Here is a 15,285-nt window from a genome sequence, read left to right as displayed (position 1 = left end):
CAGCGTCTTCTTGGGAGTTCATGGCTGCGAGGGGGTGTGATCGGCCCCGTGGGCCGATGAGGGTTCGGTGGTGGCGGCAGGAGCCGACGCATCGGGCACTGCAGCGGCGTGGGTTTCGGAGGACGCGTCCAGCAACGGCAACTGCTGCGCCAGGGCCGCCTGGAGCGGGGACTCCAGCGCCTGCGGCAGCGCGCCGGGGGCATCCAGGGGCGGCAGGCCATCCAGGCCGCCCAGCCCCAGGTCGTCCAGGAACTGGCGCGTGGTGGCGTACAGGGCGGGCCGCCCCGGCGCCTCGCGGTGGCCGATGACCTCGACCCAGCCGCGCTCTTCAAGCTGGCGAATGACCTGGGTGCTCACGGTCACGCCGCGGATGTCCTCGATGTCGCCGCGCGTCACGGGCTGGCGGTACGCAATGATGGCCAGCGTCTCCATCACGGCGCGCGAGTAGCGCGGTGGCTTCTCGGGCTGCAGCCGCGCCAGGTAGGGCTGCATCTCGGGGCGGCTCTGGAAGCGCCAGCCCGAGGCCAGCGTCACCAGTTCCACGCCCCGGCCCTGCCAGTCGCGCGCGATCTCGTCGAGCAGCGTGCGCAGCGTATCGGCGCCCAGCTGCTGGTCGAACAGCAGGCGCAACTCGCGCAGCGGCAGCGGCTGCTGCGCGCAGATCAATGCGGTTTCGAGGACGCGCTTGGCATCCTGGGTGTTCATCAAGGTCTCGGAGTGCCGCGTGCGGCAGCGTCGGACATCACGACGGTCAAGGGTCGAAGGACGGGCGCCCGGAAAGGGGCTGCCGGCGTTGGGTTCGGACCTGGGGCCGGACCCGGCTGCTGCGGCTCACGCCGGCGCTCGGGTGCGGGGCTTCAAGGGCTCGGGTCGGGCGGCAGGGCGGGCTGCTTGATGCCTGCCGCGCGCAAGGACATGTTGATTGTAACCCCCTTGCACGGCCTTCCCGTCCTTGCAAGGGTCCGAAGCGGGCCGCAAGGGCTTTTCCCGGGCGACTTGCGCACGCTTTTCTAGCCTTGCAAGGCGTGCCAGGCCGCGGCCAGGTCCGCCGGTGGCGCCTGCTCGAACGCCAGCTCGCCGCCCAGCACCGGATGCGTGAAGCGCAGCCGCGCCGCATGCAGCGCCTGGCGCTCCAGGCCCAGCAGCGGCGTGCCGCCGTACACCGCGTCGGCCAGCAGCGGGTGCCCGCGCGAGGCCAGGTGCACGCGGATCTGGTGCGTGCGCCCGCTGTGCAGCGTGCAGCGCAGCGCGCAGGCGCCGTGCCCGGCGACCAGCACCTCGAAGTCGGTGCGCGCGGGCTTGCCCGAGGCCACGATGGCCATGCGCACGCGCGAGCGCGGGTCGCGGCCGATGGGCGCGTCCACGGTGAATGAGGCCTCCTTCGGCACGCCATGCGCCAGCGCCAGGTAGTGGCGGCTCACCTCGCGCGCGGCGATGGCGCGCACCAGCGCCGTCATGGCCGGCAGCGTCTTGGCCACCACCATCAGGCCCGAGGTGTCCTTGTCCAGCCGGTGCACGATGCCCGCGCGCGGCAGGCGCGCCGCGCCGGCGTGGTGCGCCAGCAGCGCATTGAGCAGCGTGCCCGACCAGTTGCCCGCCGCCGGGTGCACCACCATGCCCGCCGGCTTGTCCAGCACGATCAGGTGCTCGTCCTCAAACACCACGGTGATGGGCAGCGCCTCCGGCTTGAAGGCCCGGCTCTCCGCCGTGGGCACCAGCTCCAGCCGGATGCGCTGGCCCAGCCTCACGCCGCGCGACGCGGTGCGCGCCACCTGGCCGTCGAGCCGCACATGGCCGCGCTCGATCAGGCCCTGCAGATAGTTGCGTGAGAACTCGCCCGCCATGAGCACCAGCGCCTTGTCCAGCCGCAGGCCCTGCAGCGCGGCATCGACCTCGCGCTCGCGCCACTCGTGTTGTTCGTCGTCGGGGCCGTCGTCCTCGGTCGCCGGGTCGGACAAGGGGTCAACCATACAATTCACGTTTTCTTGGACCTACGGACGACGCGCGCGGCGCGCGCCGCTGCATCAGATGAGCTTTTCTTCTTGGAGGCGCCGCTGGGCGCATCAAACGCCGGCGGCCTGTGCGGCGGTGCTGGCGGGGGCCCTGCTGATCTCGGGCTGCGGCACCACGAAGGAGGACCCGCTGTCCACCGTGGCGGTCGAGAAATTGTACGCAGACGCCAAGGACGACATCGGCGCGGGCAGCTACGAGCGTGCCATCAAGACCCTGGAGCGCGTCGAGGGCCGCGCCGCCGGCACGCTGCTGGCGCAGCAGGCCACGCTGGACCTGGCCTACGTGCGCTACAAGACCGGCGAACGCGCCGAGGCCCTGGCGACGCTGGACCGCTTCATCAAGCTCAATCCCTCCAGCCCGGCGCTGGACTACGCGCTCTACCTGCGCGGCATCGTCAACTTCAACGACAACCTCGGCATCCTGGGCCGCTTCGCCAACCAGGAGCTCTCCGAGCGCGACCAGCAGGCCTCGCGCGACGCCTACCAGTCCTTCAAGCAGCTGGTGGACCAGTTCCCGGAGTCCAAGTACTCGGTCGAGGCGCGCACGCGCATGGACTACATCGTCAACGCGCTGGCGAACTACGAGCTGCACGTGGCGCGCTACTACTTCCGCCGCGGCGCCTACGTGGCCGCGGCCAACCGCGCGCAGACGGCGGTGAAGGAGTACCCGCAGACGCCCGCGTCCGAGGAGGCGCTCTTCATCATGGCGCGCAGCTACGAGCGCCTGGAGCTGCCCCAGTTGCGCGACGACGCCGAGCGCGTGCTCAAGCAGAACTTCCCGCAGAGCCGCTTCATGTCCGATGGCGTGCAGGACAAGAAGAAGCCCTGGTGGCAGGTCTGGTGAGGCACCGGCCCTGAAGCCCGGAGGCCAGCCGCGAGGCTGGCCTTTTTCTTGAGGCTGGCCCGCGCTCAGCCGCCGGCCGCGGCGGCCGGCGTTTCGCCCGCCTCGCCAACCGCATCGTCCCCGCCGCGCGCATCGACGGTCTCGCGCTCGGCCGCCAGCTGACGCAGCCAAGCCAGCGCCTCGCCCTCCTCCTTCAGCCGCGCCATCGGCGGCAGCGCCTTGCGCAGCCGTCCGCCATAGCTCTTGAGCGCCAGGCGCGGGTCGCACACCACCAGCAGCCCGCGGTCGCGCTCGCTGCGAATCAACCGCCCCGCGCCCTGCTTCAGCGAGACAGCCGCCTCGGCCAGGAAATACTCGTTAAAGGGCTTGCGGCCCTGCGCCTCCAGCTGCGCCACGCGCGCCTCCACCAGCGGGTCGTTGGGTGGCGGGAACGGCAACTTGTCGATCAGCACGCACTGCAGCGCGTCGCCGGGCACGTCGATGCCCTCCCAGAAGCTGGCCGAGCCCACCAGCACCGAGGCCGGCCGCTCCAGGAAGCGTTTCACGAGCTGCCGCTTCGGCGCCTCCCCCTGCACCAGCACGTCCAGCGCCACGCCGCCCTCGGCCAGCGCCTCGCGCAGCGCGCCGGCCACCGCCTGCAGCGCGCGCAGCGTGGTGGTGAGCACGAAGGTGCGTCCGCCCAGCGCGCTGGCCAGCCGCGCCGCCACGCGGCCCACCGCCGGCGCATGCGGCTCGCTGCCCGCGGCCGGGAAGCGCTCGGGAATCCACAGCCGCGCGTGGGCGGCGTAGTCGAAGGGACTGTCCAGGCGCAGCACGCGCGCGTCCTCCAGCGCGGTGCTGCCGGTGAACCAGGAGAGCTTGGCGTCCGCGCCCAGCGTGGCCGAGGTGAAGATCCAGGCCTTGCGCCCGGCCTCGCGCTGCTGCATCAGCGCGCTGCGGATGTCCAGGGGTGACTCCACCAACCGCACCTGCGTCGGGCCGACGTCGATCCAGCGCACCTGGTCCGGCGCGTTGGGCGCGGCAAAGCGCGCCGCGCGCTCGGCCAGCAGCTGCGCGCGCTGCGACAGCCGCATCAGGTCCGGCCCGTTGCCGGCCAGCGGCTCCAGCGCGGCCGCCGCCGCCTTGCACGCCGCCTCCACGCCGTCCAGCGCGGCCTTGAAGGCACCGTCCTCGGCGCGGTCGGTCCAGGCCAGGCGCAGCGACAGGCGCGCCTGGGCCTGCGCCCCGGCCGCGCGCAGCCGCAGCTCGCGCGCGGCGCTCTCGCAGCGCGAGGCCAGCTCGTCCCAGGGCGCCAGCCCGCGCGCGGGCTGGGTGGTCTCCATGCGCAGGTCGCGGCTGAAATCCAGCAGCTGCGCGCTGCCCAGCGTGGTGCCCAGGAACTGCACGCCGGCCTCGACCAGCTGGTGCGCCTCGTCGAACACCGCCACGTCCACCGTGGGCAGCAGCTCGGCCACGCCGCTGTCGCGCAGCGCCAGGTCGGCGAAGAACAGGTGATGGTTGACCACCACCACGTCGGCCGACACCGCCTCGCGCCGCGCCTTCATCACGTGGCAGCGCGTGAACTGCGGACACTCGCCGCCCAGGCAGTTGTCGCGCGTGGAGCTGACCAGCGGCAGCAGCGGCGAGCGCTCGTCGAGCAGGTCCAGCTCGGCCAGGTCGCCGCTGACGCTGGCCTGCGCCCACAGCTCGATGCGCGCCAGCGCGCGCTGTGTGCGCGCCTCGTGCTCGGCCTCGCGCGCCAGCTGCAGCCGGTGCCGGCACAGGTAGCTGGCGCGGCCCTTGAGCAGCGCCAGGCTCACCGGCTGGCCCAGCGCGGCGCGCAGCCGCGGCAGGTCGCGCAGGAAGAGCTGATCCTGCAGGCTCTTGGTGGCCGTGCTCACCAGGGCGCGCGCGCCCGACAGCAGCAGCGGCACGAGATAGGCGAAGGTTTTCCCAATCCCGGTGCCTGCCTCGGCCACCAGGGCCTCCCGGTTCTCGATGGCTTGAGCGACGGCCAGCGCGAGCTGCTGCTGCGCCGGGCGCTGCACGTAGCCCGGGTCGGCCTGCGCCAGCGCTCCGTGGGCACCGAAGGCCTTTTCAACGGCCTGGGCCAGCGCGCCGCCGCCGGTGTCGTGATCAGGCCCGGCCAGCGGGGCGGAGTCTTGGGATGGGGTGTTCGCCATGGGGGCGCGCAGTGTAGGCCGGGCGCCCGTGGCAACCCCGAGTCAGCCCCTTTTCCGTTCGCCCTGAGCTTGTCGAAGGGCCTGCAGCTCGTTCGGGCTACAGGGCTTCGACAGGCTCAGCCCGAACGGATTGCTTTGCTGCATGCCGGGATCAGGTCAGCGAGGTATCGACCTCGCGGTGCTCCAGCTCCAGGAACTCCCTGGACTGCATCTCGTTGAGGCGCGACACCGTGCGCGGGAACTCGTGCGCCAGCGGGCCGTCCGTGTAGAGCTGCTCCGGCGGCACCGCGGCCGAGACGATGAACTTGCAGCGCCGGTCGTAGAGCACGTCCACCAGCCAGGTGAAGCGCCGGGCCTCGCTGGCCATGCGCACCGGCATGTGCGGCACGCCGGAAAGCATCACGGTGTGGAAGCGGCTGGCGATCTCCAGGTAGTCGTTCTGCGAGCGCGGGCCGCCGCACAGCGTCTTGAAGTCGAACCACACCACCCCGCCGGCGCGGCGGCGCGCCTGCAGCGTGCGCTTCTCGATGTGGAGCACCGGGTCCTCTTCCTTGGCCTCGGCCAGCTCCTCGAAGGCGCGCGTCATGGCCGCGTCGGCCTCCGGCCCCAGCGGGCAGTGGTAGAGCTGCACATGCTCCAGCGTGCGGCGGCGGTAGTCGGTGCCGGCGTCCACGTTGAGCACCTCCATGTGGGCCTTGAGCAGCTCGATGGCGGGCAGGATGCGGTCGCGGTGCAGGCCGTTGGGATAGAGCCCGTCGGGGTGGAAGTTGGAGGTGGTGACGATCGAGACCCGGTTGGCGAACAGCGCCTCCAGCAGCCGGTGCAGGATCATCGCGTCGGTCACGTCGGCGACGTGGAACTCGTCGAAGCAGATCAGCCGATAGCGCCGCGCGATGCGCCGGCCCAGCTCGTCGAGCGGATTGACCGTGCCCTTGAGCTCCTGCAGCTCGCGGTGCACCTCGCGCATGAACTCGTGGAAATGCAGCCGCGTCTTGCGCTTGAGCGGCACGGACTGGAAGAAGCAGTCCATCAGGAAGCTCTTCCCGCGCCCCACCCCGCCGTACATGTAGACGCCGCGCGGCAGGGGCGGACGCCGGATCAGCTTGGTCAGGGCGTTGCTGCGCCGCGCCTTGTAGGCGATCCACTCGTTCTCGCAGCGCTCCAGCGCCTCGATGGCACGCAGCTGCGCCGCGTCGGCCTGGTAGCCGCGCTCGGCCAGCGTCTGTTCGTAGAGGGCTCGGACGGCCACGACTTCCTCGATTGCTCTTTCCGTTCGCCCTGAGTCCTTCGACAAGCTCAGGGGAGCCCTGTCGAAGGGCTCAGCCCGAACGGGTGATTCGGAAAGAGGCCCCGCAGGGCCCCTGATTCAGCACAGGGCTCAGAAGTTGAGCGTGCGCTTGTCCACCGCCAGGGCGGCTTCCTTGGTCGCTTCCGACAGCGAGGGGTGCGCGTGGCAGATGCGCGCGATGTCCTCGGCGCTGGCCTTGAACTCCATCGCCACCACGGCTTCGGAGATCAGCTCGGAGGCCATCGGGCCCACGATGTGCACGCCCAGGATCTCGTCGGTCTGCGCGTCGGCCAGGAACTTCACCATGCCCGTGGTGTCGCCCAGCGCGCGGGCGCGGCCGTTGGCCAGGAACGGGAAGGTGCCGGCCTTGTAGGCGCGGCCCGCGGCCTTGAGCGCCTGCTCGGTCTGGCCCACCCAGGCGATTTCCGGGCTGGTGTAGATGACCCAGGGGATGGTGTCGAAGTTGACATGGCCGTGCTGGCCGGCGATGCGCTCAGCCACCGCCACGCCTTCCTCCTCGGCCTTGTGCGCCAGCATCGGGCCGCGCACCACGTCGCCCACCGCCCACACGCCGGGCAAGTTGGTGCGGCACTCGGCGTCCACCACGATGGCGCCGCGCTCGTCGAGCTGCAGGCCCACGGCTTCCGGATTGAGGCCGATGGTGTTGGGCACGCGGCCGATCGACACGATCAGCTTGTCCACCGCCAGCGTCCGCTCGGCGCCCTTGGCGTCGGCGTAGGCGATGCTCACGCCCTCGCCCTCGGTCGAGATGGCGTTGACCTTCACGCCCAGCTCGATCTTGAGGCCCTGCTTGGTGAAGGCCTTGTGCGCTTCCTTGGCGATCTGCTCGTCAGCGGCGCCCAGGAACACGGGCAGGCCTTCGAGGATCGTCACGTCCGCACCCAGGCGGCGCCACACCGAGCCCATTTCCAGGCCGATCACGCCGGCGCCGATCACGCCCAGCTTCTTGGGCGTGGCGCCGATGCGCAGCGCGCCGTCGTTGGAGAGGATCTTCTGCTCGTCGAACGGGACGCCGGGCAGCGCGCGGGCGTTGGAGCCGGTCGCCACGATCACGTTCTTTGCCGTGAGGGTCTCGGCGGTCTTGCCGGCGACGCTGATCTCGTAGCCGCCCTCCACCGCCTTGCCGAAGGAGCCGCGGCCGTGGAAGAACGTGACCTTGTTCTTCTTGAACAGGTACAGGATGCCGTCGTTGTTCTGCTTCACGACGCTGTCCTTGCGGCCGACCATCTTGGCCACGTCGATCTGCAGGTTCTCCAGGCTGATGCCGTGGTCGCCGAAGTGCTTGGCGGCATGCTCGAAGTGCTCGCTGGACTGCAGCAGCGCCTTGGAGGGAATGCAGCCGACGTTGGTGCAGGTGCCGCCGGGAGCGGGGCCGCCCTTGTCGTTCTGCCACTCGTCGATGCAGGCGGTGTTGAAGCCCAGCTGGGCCGCGCGGATGGCGGCGATGTAGCCGCCGGGGCCACCGCCGATGACGACCACGTCGAAGTTCTTGCTCATGAGTTCCGGATGCGTTTGAGCCCTCACTCGCCCGCCCTGGGCCCGGTCGGGGGCAGGCGCGCGGGTGAAGGCTGCGGGTGAAGCTGAAGCAGGAGCCGGCGCGGGCCGCCGCAGCGGCCGCGCAACCGGCGTGAGGCGCCGATCAGATGTCGAACAGCAGGCGCGCCGGGTCTTCCAGCGCTTCCTTCATCGTCACCAGGCCCAGCACCGCCTCGCGGCCGTCGATGATGCGGTGGTCGTAGCTCATGGCGAGGTAGTTGATCGGGCGCACCACGACCTGGCCGTTTTCCACCACGGCGCGGTCCTTGGTGGCGTGCACGCCCAGGATGGCCGACTGCGGCGGGTTGATGATCGGCGTGGACAGCATCGAGCCGAAGGTGCCGCCGTTGGAGATGGAGAAGGTGCCGCCGGAGAGCTCGTCCAGCGACAGCTTGCCGTCCTTGGCCTTCTGGCCGAAGGAGGCGATGGTCTTCTCGATGTCCGCGAACGACAGCTGGTCGGCGTTGCGGATGATGGGCACCACCAGGCCGCGCGGCGAGCCCACCGCGATGCCGATGTCGAAGTAGCCGTGGTAGACGATGTCGTTGCCGTCCACCGAGGCGTTGAGCACCGGGAACTTCTTGAGCGCGGCCACGGCGGCCTTCACGAAGAAGCTCATGAAGCCCAGCTTCACGCCGTGCTCCTTCTCGAACCTCTCCTGGAACTTCTTGCGCATCTCCATGACCGGCGCCATGTTGACCTCGTTGAACGTGGTCAGGATGGCGTTGGTGGACTGCGACTGCAGCAGGCGCTCGGCGACGCGGGCGCGCAGGCGGCTCATCGGCACGCGCTGCTCGGGGCGCTCGCCCAGGTTGGCGGCCACCGGGGCGGCCACGGCGGGCAGCGGCTTGGCCACCGACGGGGCCACGGGCGCGGCCACCGGCGCGGGCACGGCGGCCTTGGCGCCGGCGATCAGGTTCTGCAGCACGTCGCCCTTGGTGACGCGGCCGTCGCGGCCGGTGCCGGCCACGGAGCCCGGGGCCAGGCCGTTGTCGGCCATCAGCTTGGCGGCGGCGGGCATGGCCACGTCGGACTTGCTGCCGCCCACGGCAGCGGCGGCGGCGACAGGAGCGACCGGGGCAGCGGCGGCGGCGGCAGGAGCCGCGGCAGCGGCCGGCGCGGCGGCGCCGGCGGTGGCCTCGGTGTCGATCCGGGCGATAACCTGGTCGCTGACCACGGTGCCGCCGTCGGCCACCACGATCTCGCCCAGCACGCCGGCGGAGGGCGCGGGCACTTCCAGCACGACCTTGTCGGTCTCGATCTCGATCAGGATCTCGTCCTGCGCCACGGCCTCGCCGGCCTTCTTCTTCCACTGCAGCAGCGTGGCCTCGGCCACCGACTCGGACAGCTGCGGAACCTTGACTTCAACGATTGCCATTTGAGTTCTCTCGGAATTCTGGATAGGGGTGTCTGCCGGGCACGCGCCCGGCTGCCGCACGGCCCCTTCCGGGGGCCGCGCACAGCAGGAAGCGGCGCGCTCACGCGCCGCGGTTCACGTCACTTGTTGAGCACGAAACCCTTGAGCTTGGCGAAAGCCTGCTCCAGCAGCGCCTTTTGCTGCTCCTGGTGCAGGTGCGCGTAGCCCACGGCCGGAGAAGCCGAGGAGGGACGGCCGGCGTAGCCCAGCTTCTGCCCTTCGCTCATGTTCTCGTGGATGTAGTGCTGCACGAAGAACCAGGCGCCCTGGTTCTGCGGCTCGTCCTGGCACCACACGATCTCGGTCGCGTTGGGGTACTTCTTCAGCTCGGCGGAGAAGGCCTTGTGCGGGAACGGGTAGAGCTGCTCGACGCGGATGATGGCCACGTCGGCGGCGCCCTTCTCCTCGCGCTTCTTGACCAGGTCGTAGTAGACCTTGCCCGAGCAGGCGATCACGCGCTTGACCTTGGCCGCGTCGATGTCGGCCTTGAGCTCGCCGATCACGGTGCGGAACTCGCCCGAGGTGAACTCGCTCAGCGGCGAGGTGGCGTCCTTGTTCCGCAGCAGCGACTTCGGGGTCATGATGACCAGCGGCTTGCGGAACTGGCGCACCATCTGGCGGCGCAGCAGGTGGAAGATCTGGCTGGCCGTCGTGGGCTGCACCACCTGCATGTTGTTGTCCGCCGACAGCTGCATGAAGCGCTCCAGGCGCGCCGAGCTGTGCTCGGGGCCCTGGCCTTCGTAGCCGTGCGGCAGCATCAGCACCAGGCCGTTGGCACGGCCCCACTTCACCTCGCCCGAGGCGATGAACTGGTCGATCACGACCTGCGCGCCGTTGGCGAAGTCGCCGAACTGCGCTTCCCAGATCACCAGCGTGTTGGGGTCGGAGCCGGCGTAGCCGTACTCGAAGGCCAGCACCGCCTCCTCCGACAGGATGGAGTCGATGACGACGAACGGGGCCTGGTTGTCGGCCACGTTCTGCAGCGGCACGTAGGTGCCCTCGTCCCACTTCTCGCGCTTCTGGTCGTGGATCACCGCGTGGCGGTGCGTGAAGGTGCCACGGCCGCAGTCCTCGCCCGACAGGCGCACGGCGTAGCCGCTGGCCACCAGCGAGGCGAAGGCCATGTGCTCGCCCATGCCCCAGTCCACGTTGGTGTCGCCGCGGCCCATGCTGGCGCGGTCGTCGTACACCTTCTTGACCAGCGGGTGCAGGTTGACGCTCTCGGGGAAGGTCGTCAGGCGCTCGGCCAGGCGCTTCCACTCGGTCAGCGGGATGGCGGTGTCGGCGGCGTCGGTCCACTTCTTGCCGATGAACGGCGTCCAGTCGACCGCGTACTTGCTCTTGAAGTTGCTGAGCACCGGATCGACGGTGTGGCGGCCCGCATCCATGGCGGCGCGGTAGGCCTTGGCCATGTCGTCACCCAGCGTCTCGCCCAGGCCCTGCGCGGCCAGCTTGTCGGCGTAGAGCTTGCGGGTGCCGGGGTGCGCGGCGATCTTGCGGTACATCAGCGGCTGGGTCAGCGCGGGCGTGTCCTGCTCGTTGTGGCCCAGCTTGCGGAAGCAGATGATGTCCACCACGACGTCCTTGCGGAACGTCATGCGGAACTCCAGCGCCAGCTGCGCGGCCAGCACCACGGCTTCCGGATCGTCGCCGTTCACGTGCAGCACCGGCGCCTCGACCATCTTGACGACGTCGGTGCAGTACAGCGTGGAGCGCAGGTCGCGCGGGTCGGAGGTGGTGAAGCCGATCTGGTTGTTGATGATCAGGTGCACCGTGCCGCCGGTGGAGTAGCCGCGCGTCTCCGACAGCGCCAGCGTCTCCTGGTTCACGCCCTGGCCGCCGAAGGCGGAGTCGCCGTGCACCAGCACGGGCAGCACCTGGGCGCCGACCTTGTCGTCACGGCGGTCCATGCGCGCGCGCACCGAGCCCTCGACCACCGGGTTGACGATCTCCAGGTGCGAGGGGTTGAAGGCCAGGCTCAGGTGCACCGGGCCGCCGGAGGTGGCCACGTCGCTGGAGAAGCCCTGGTGGTACTTCACGTCACCCGCGGGCAGGTCCTCGGGGGCGGTGTGCTCGAACTCGGCGAACAGGTCCTTGGGCATCTTGCCCAGGGTGTTGACCAGCACGTTGAGGCGGCCGCGGTGGGCCATGCCGATGACGATCTCCTGCACGCCCTTCTGGCCGGCCTGCTGGATCAGCTCGTCCATCGCCGCGATGAAGCTCTCGCCGCCTTCGAGCGAGAAGCGCTTCTGGCCCACGTACTTGGTGTGCAGGTAGCGCTCCAGGCCCTCGGCCGCGGTCAGGCGCTCCAGGATGTGCTTCTTCTGCTCCACCGTCAGGCTCGGCTTGCTGCGGATGCTTTCGAGCCGCTGCTGCCACCAGCGCTTTTGCGACTGGTCGGTGATGTGCATGAACTCGGCACCGATGGTGCTGCAGTAGGTCTCGCGCAGCGCCTGCACGATCTGCCGCAGCGTCATCTGCTCGGCGGTCGTGAAGTAGGTGTTCGTGGCGCTGAACGTGATGTCCATGTCGGACTCGCTCAGGTCGTAGAACGCCGGCTCCAGCTCGGGAATCCTGGGGCGCTCCTGGCGCTTGAGCGGGTCGAGGTCGGCCCAGCGCGAGCCCAGCGAGCGGTAGGCCGCGATCAGGCTCTGCACGTGCACCTGCTTGCGCGCCACGGCCAGGTCGGCGCTGCTGGCCTTGGCCGTCAGGGCATTGGACTTGGCGCGCTGCGCGAAGGATTCGATGACGGGCGCGTGGGGGACGTCCGGACGCTCGCTGCCGTCCACCGCGGGGACGTGCTGCAGGGCGTCGAAGTACTGGCGCCAGTTCTCGGGCACGGAGCCCGGGTTGTCGAGGTAGGCCTCGTAGAGTTCCTCGACGTAGGGCGCATTGCCCCCGAACAGGTACGAGTTCGACCTGTACTGCTGCATCATTTTTCGCTCACCTTTCGCCTCGTCCACGAGGCTGTTGGCTGGTTCAAAAACCTTCCGCGACACGGCTTGACCGGTTGGCGGATTGCGACCCGCCTTCACTAGGATTTCTGGTGAAAGAAACCAGCAAAGGGGACGGGAAGGACCACTTCAAGAACGGCGGACTGTACCATCCTGCGATCCCGGGGTGACACCAATCTGACGGTACCGGTCTTGCCAGTGTCATTTTTTGTCCCTGGCAGTCACGCTGCCTTTTCAGGTTGCCTGCTCAGCCACCGAGCAGCCGCCGCCGCGTCGCCTCGTACTCCGCCTTGAGCTGCGCCACGCGCTCGGCCGCCGGCACCACGGCCCGCACCGCGCCGATGCCCTGGCCCGCGCCCCAGATGTCCTTCCAGGCCTTGGACCGGCCGCCGCCGAAGTTCATGGCGCTGGGGTCGCTCTGCGGCAGCGCGTCCGGGTCCAGCCCGGCCGCGACGATGGAGCCGCGCAGGTAGTTGCCGTGCACGCCGGTGAAGAGGTTGGTGTAGACAATGTCGCAGGCCCGCCCTTCGACCACCGCCTCCTTGTACGCCGGCGTGGCGCGCGCCTCCTCGGTGGCGATGAAGGCCGAGCCCATGTAGGCCAGGTCCGCGCCGCAGGCCTGCGCCGCCAGGATTGCCCCGCCGTTGGCGATCGCCCCCGACAGCGCCAGCGGCCCGTCGAACCACTGCCGGATCTCCTGCACCAGCGCGAAGGGGTTGATCGTGCCGGCATGCCCGCCCGCGCCCGCCGCCACGGCAATGAGGCCGTCGGCGCCCTTCTCGACGGCCTTGCGCGCGAAGCGGTCGTCGATCACGTCGTGCAGCACGATGCCGCCCCAGCCGTGCACGGCCTGGTTGATCTCCTGGCGCGCGCCCAGCGAGCTGATGACGACGGGCACGCGGTACTTGGCGCACAGCGCCATGTCGTGCTCCAGCCGGTCGTTGCTCTTGTGCACGATCTGGTTGATGGCGAAGGGCGCCGCGGGCGCCTGCGGGTGCGCGCGGTCATGCGCGGCCAGCGCCTGCGTGATCTCGTCCAGCCACTCGTCGAGCTGCGAAGCCGGCCGGGCATTGAGCGCCGGCATGGCGCCCACGATGCCCGCGCAGCACTGCGCGATGACGAGCTTGGGGTTGCTGATGATGAACAGCGGCGCGCCGATCACCGGCAGCGACAGGTGGGACAGGACGGGCGGCAAGGCCATGCGCGGGCTCCGGAGGCGGGTGGTTGCGGCGGGGATCAGTAGGCTTCCAGCGGCATCGCCGCCAGCGCGTCGGCGCCCTCGACGATGGCGTCGCGCCGGCCGGGCAACGCGCCCAGGACGTGGTCGGCAAAGAAGCGCGCCGTGGCGATCTTGGCGCGCAGGAAGGCCGCGTCCTCGCCCTGCGCCGACGGCAGCCGGTGCTCGGCCGCCAGCAGCGCGCGCGCCATCTGCCAGCCCGCCACCAGTGCGCCGGACAGCATCAGGTAGGGCACCGAGCCGGCATAGACGGCATTGGGATGCGCCTTGCCGTGCTCCAGCACGAACTCCACCACGTCGATGAAGGCCTTGCGCGCGGCCGTGAGGCGGCGGTGCATGGCGCGCGCGTGCGGGCTGCCGCTGCCCGCCAGCTCGGCCTCGGTCACCTCGATCTGCTGCGCGATCCAGCGCGCGGTGGCGCCGCCGTCGCGCAGCGTCTTGCGCCCGACCAGGTCGTTGGCCTGGATGGCGGTGGTGCCCTCGTAGATGGACAGGATCTTGGCGTCGCGCAGGTACTGCGCCGCGCCGGTCTCCTCGATGAAGCCCATGCCGCCGTGCACCTGAATGCCCAGCGAGGCCACGTCCAGGCTGACCTCGGTGCAGTAGCCCTTCACCAGCGGCACCATGAACTCGTAGAAGCGGCGGTTGGCCTCGCGCTGGCCCGGGTCCACATGCGCGTGCGCCGCGTCGTGCGCGGCCGCCGCCACCAGCGCCATGGCGCGCGAGCCTTCGGTCTGCGCGCGCATGGTCATGAGCATGCGCTGCACGTCCGGGTGCTGAATGATCGGCACCGCCGCCGCCGTGCTGCCGTCCACCGGGCGCGACTGCACGCGCTCGCGCGCATAGGCCGCCGCATGCTGGTAGGCGCGCTCCGACAGCGCCACGCCCTGCACGCCCACCGCGTAGCGGGCGGCGTTCATCATGATGAACATGTACTCCAGGCCGCGGTTCTCCTCGCCCACGAGGTAGCCCACCGCGCCTTCCTCCTCGCCGTACTGCAGCACGGCGGTGGGGCTGGCCTTGATGCCCAGCTTGTGCTCGATGCTCACGCAGTGCACGTCGTTGCGCACCGTGGCCTGGCCCTGCGCGTCGGGCAGCATCTTCGGGACGATGAACAGGCTGATGCCCTTCACCCCTTCGGGCGCGCCGGCCACCCGCGCCAGCACCATGTGCACGATGTTCTCGGCCAGGTCGTGCTCGCCCCAGGTGATGTAGATCTTGGTGCCGAAGAGGCGGTAGCTGCCGTCGCCCTGCTTCTCGGCGCGGGTACGCACCAGCGACAGGTCGGAGCCGGCCTGCGGCTCGGTAAGGTTCATGGTGCCGGTCCAGCGCCCGTCGATCATGGGCGGGATGTAGGCCGCCTGCTGCTCGGCCGAGCCCGCCGTGAGCAGCGCCTCGATGGCACCGTCGGTCAGCAGCGGGCACAGCGCGAAGCTGAGGTTGGCGCTGTTGACCATCTCGCTGCAGGCCGCGCCGATGAGCTTGGGCAAGCCCTGCCCGCCGAAGTCCGCCGGATGCTGCAGCCCCTGCCAGCCGCCCTCGGCGTACTGCCGGAACGCCTCCTTGAAGCCGGGCGTGCTGTGCACCTGGCCGTTGTCCCAGCGCGAGGGGTTGCGGTCGCCGGCCACGTTCAGCGGCGCCAGCACCTCCTCGCACAGCCGGGCGCATTCCTGCAGCACCGCCTGCGCGGTTTCCGGGCCGGCGTCCTCGAAGCCCGGCCAGCGCGCGATCTGGTCCAGCCGCGCCAGCTCGTTCATCACGAACAGCTGGTCCTTGATGGGTGCCTTGTAGGCCATGGTCTCGTCTCCTTGTGG

Annotated in this window: 10 protein-coding genes; 1 reads left to right on the top strand and 9 read right to left on the bottom strand. The window is 70.2% G+C overall.

Annotation, left to right across the window (positions count from 1 at the left end; all coding sequences use genetic code 11):
• Positions 1 to 18: 18 nt before the first annotated feature.
• Together scpB and HHL10_RS04665 are read right to left on the bottom strand one after the other, a co-directional pair.
• Positions 19 to 705, bottom strand: coding sequence for an SMC-Scp complex subunit ScpB (gene scpB / locus HHL10_RS04670; RefSeq protein ID WP_169159165.1), 687 nt, complete (start codon positions 703 to 705; stop codon positions 19 to 21).
• 305 nt (positions 706 to 1,010) lie between these two features.
• Positions 1,011 to 1,970 carry an RluA family pseudouridine synthase gene (locus HHL10_RS04665; RefSeq protein ID WP_169159164.1) on the bottom strand — a complete coding sequence of 320 codons (960 nt, stop codon included), beginning with the start codon at positions 1,968 to 1,970 and terminating at the stop codon, positions 1,011 to 1,013.
• Between the two features lie 58 nt (positions 1,971 to 2,028).
• Between HHL10_RS04665 and HHL10_RS04660 the strand changes: the two genes are divergently transcribed.
• A complete protein-coding gene (locus HHL10_RS04660; protein ID WP_169159163.1) occupies positions 2,029 to 2,856 on the top strand; it encodes an outer membrane protein assembly factor BamD in 828 nt (275 codons plus the stop codon).
• Between the two features lie 65 nt (positions 2,857 to 2,921).
• Here HHL10_RS04660 and yoaA read toward each other — a convergent pair whose 3' ends face one another.
• From yoaA to HHL10_RS04625, 7 genes are all read right to left on the bottom strand, one after another.
• The gene (gene yoaA, locus HHL10_RS04655; RefSeq protein WP_169159162.1) at positions 2,922 to 5,018 is read right to left on the bottom strand and encodes a DNA repair helicase YoaA; all 2,097 of its coding nucleotides are present in this window, start codon (positions 5,016 to 5,018) and stop codon (positions 2,922 to 2,924) included.
• Positions 5,019 to 5,169: 151 nt separating this feature from the next.
• Positions 5,170 to 6,267, bottom strand: a complete 1,098-nt coding sequence (zapE, locus tag HHL10_RS04650) for a cell division protein ZapE (RefSeq protein ID WP_169159161.1) — start codon at positions 6,265 to 6,267, stop codon at positions 5,170 to 5,172.
• Between the two features lie 129 nt (positions 6,268 to 6,396).
• Positions 6,397 to 7,824, bottom strand: a complete 1,428-nt coding sequence (lpdA, locus tag HHL10_RS04645; protein WP_169159160.1) for a dihydrolipoyl dehydrogenase — start codon at positions 7,822 to 7,824, stop codon at positions 6,397 to 6,399.
• A 142-nt stretch (positions 7,825 to 7,966) separates the two neighbouring features.
• Positions 7,967 to 9,241, bottom strand: coding sequence for a 2-oxoglutarate dehydrogenase complex dihydrolipoyllysine-residue succinyltransferase (gene odhB / locus HHL10_RS04640; RefSeq protein ID WP_169159159.1), 1,275 nt, complete (start codon positions 9,239 to 9,241; stop codon positions 7,967 to 7,969).
• Between the two features lie 119 nt (positions 9,242 to 9,360).
• Entirely contained in the window at positions 9,361 to 12,216 is a 2,856-nt protein-coding gene (locus HHL10_RS04635; protein WP_169159158.1) for a 2-oxoglutarate dehydrogenase E1 component, read from the bottom strand.
• Between the two features lie 265 nt (positions 12,217 to 12,481).
• Positions 12,482 to 13,435: an NAD(P)H-dependent flavin oxidoreductase gene (locus tag HHL10_RS04630; protein ID WP_169159157.1), complete on the bottom strand. Its 954-nt coding sequence runs from the start codon at positions 13,433 to 13,435 to the stop codon at positions 12,482 to 12,484.
• Between the two features lie 35 nt (positions 13,436 to 13,470).
• Entirely contained in the window at positions 13,471 to 15,267 is a 1,797-nt protein-coding gene (locus HHL10_RS04625; protein ID WP_169159156.1) for an acyl-CoA dehydrogenase, read from the bottom strand.
• Positions 15,268 to 15,285: the final 18 nt, after the last annotated feature.

The sequence above is a fragment of the Azohydromonas caseinilytica genome, assembly GCF_012927045.1.
GTDB classification, from domain to species: Bacteria; Pseudomonadota; Gammaproteobacteria; order Burkholderiales; family Burkholderiaceae_C; genus Azohydromonas; species Azohydromonas caseinilytica.
This window is presented reverse-complemented; position numbering and strand designations above follow the sequence as displayed.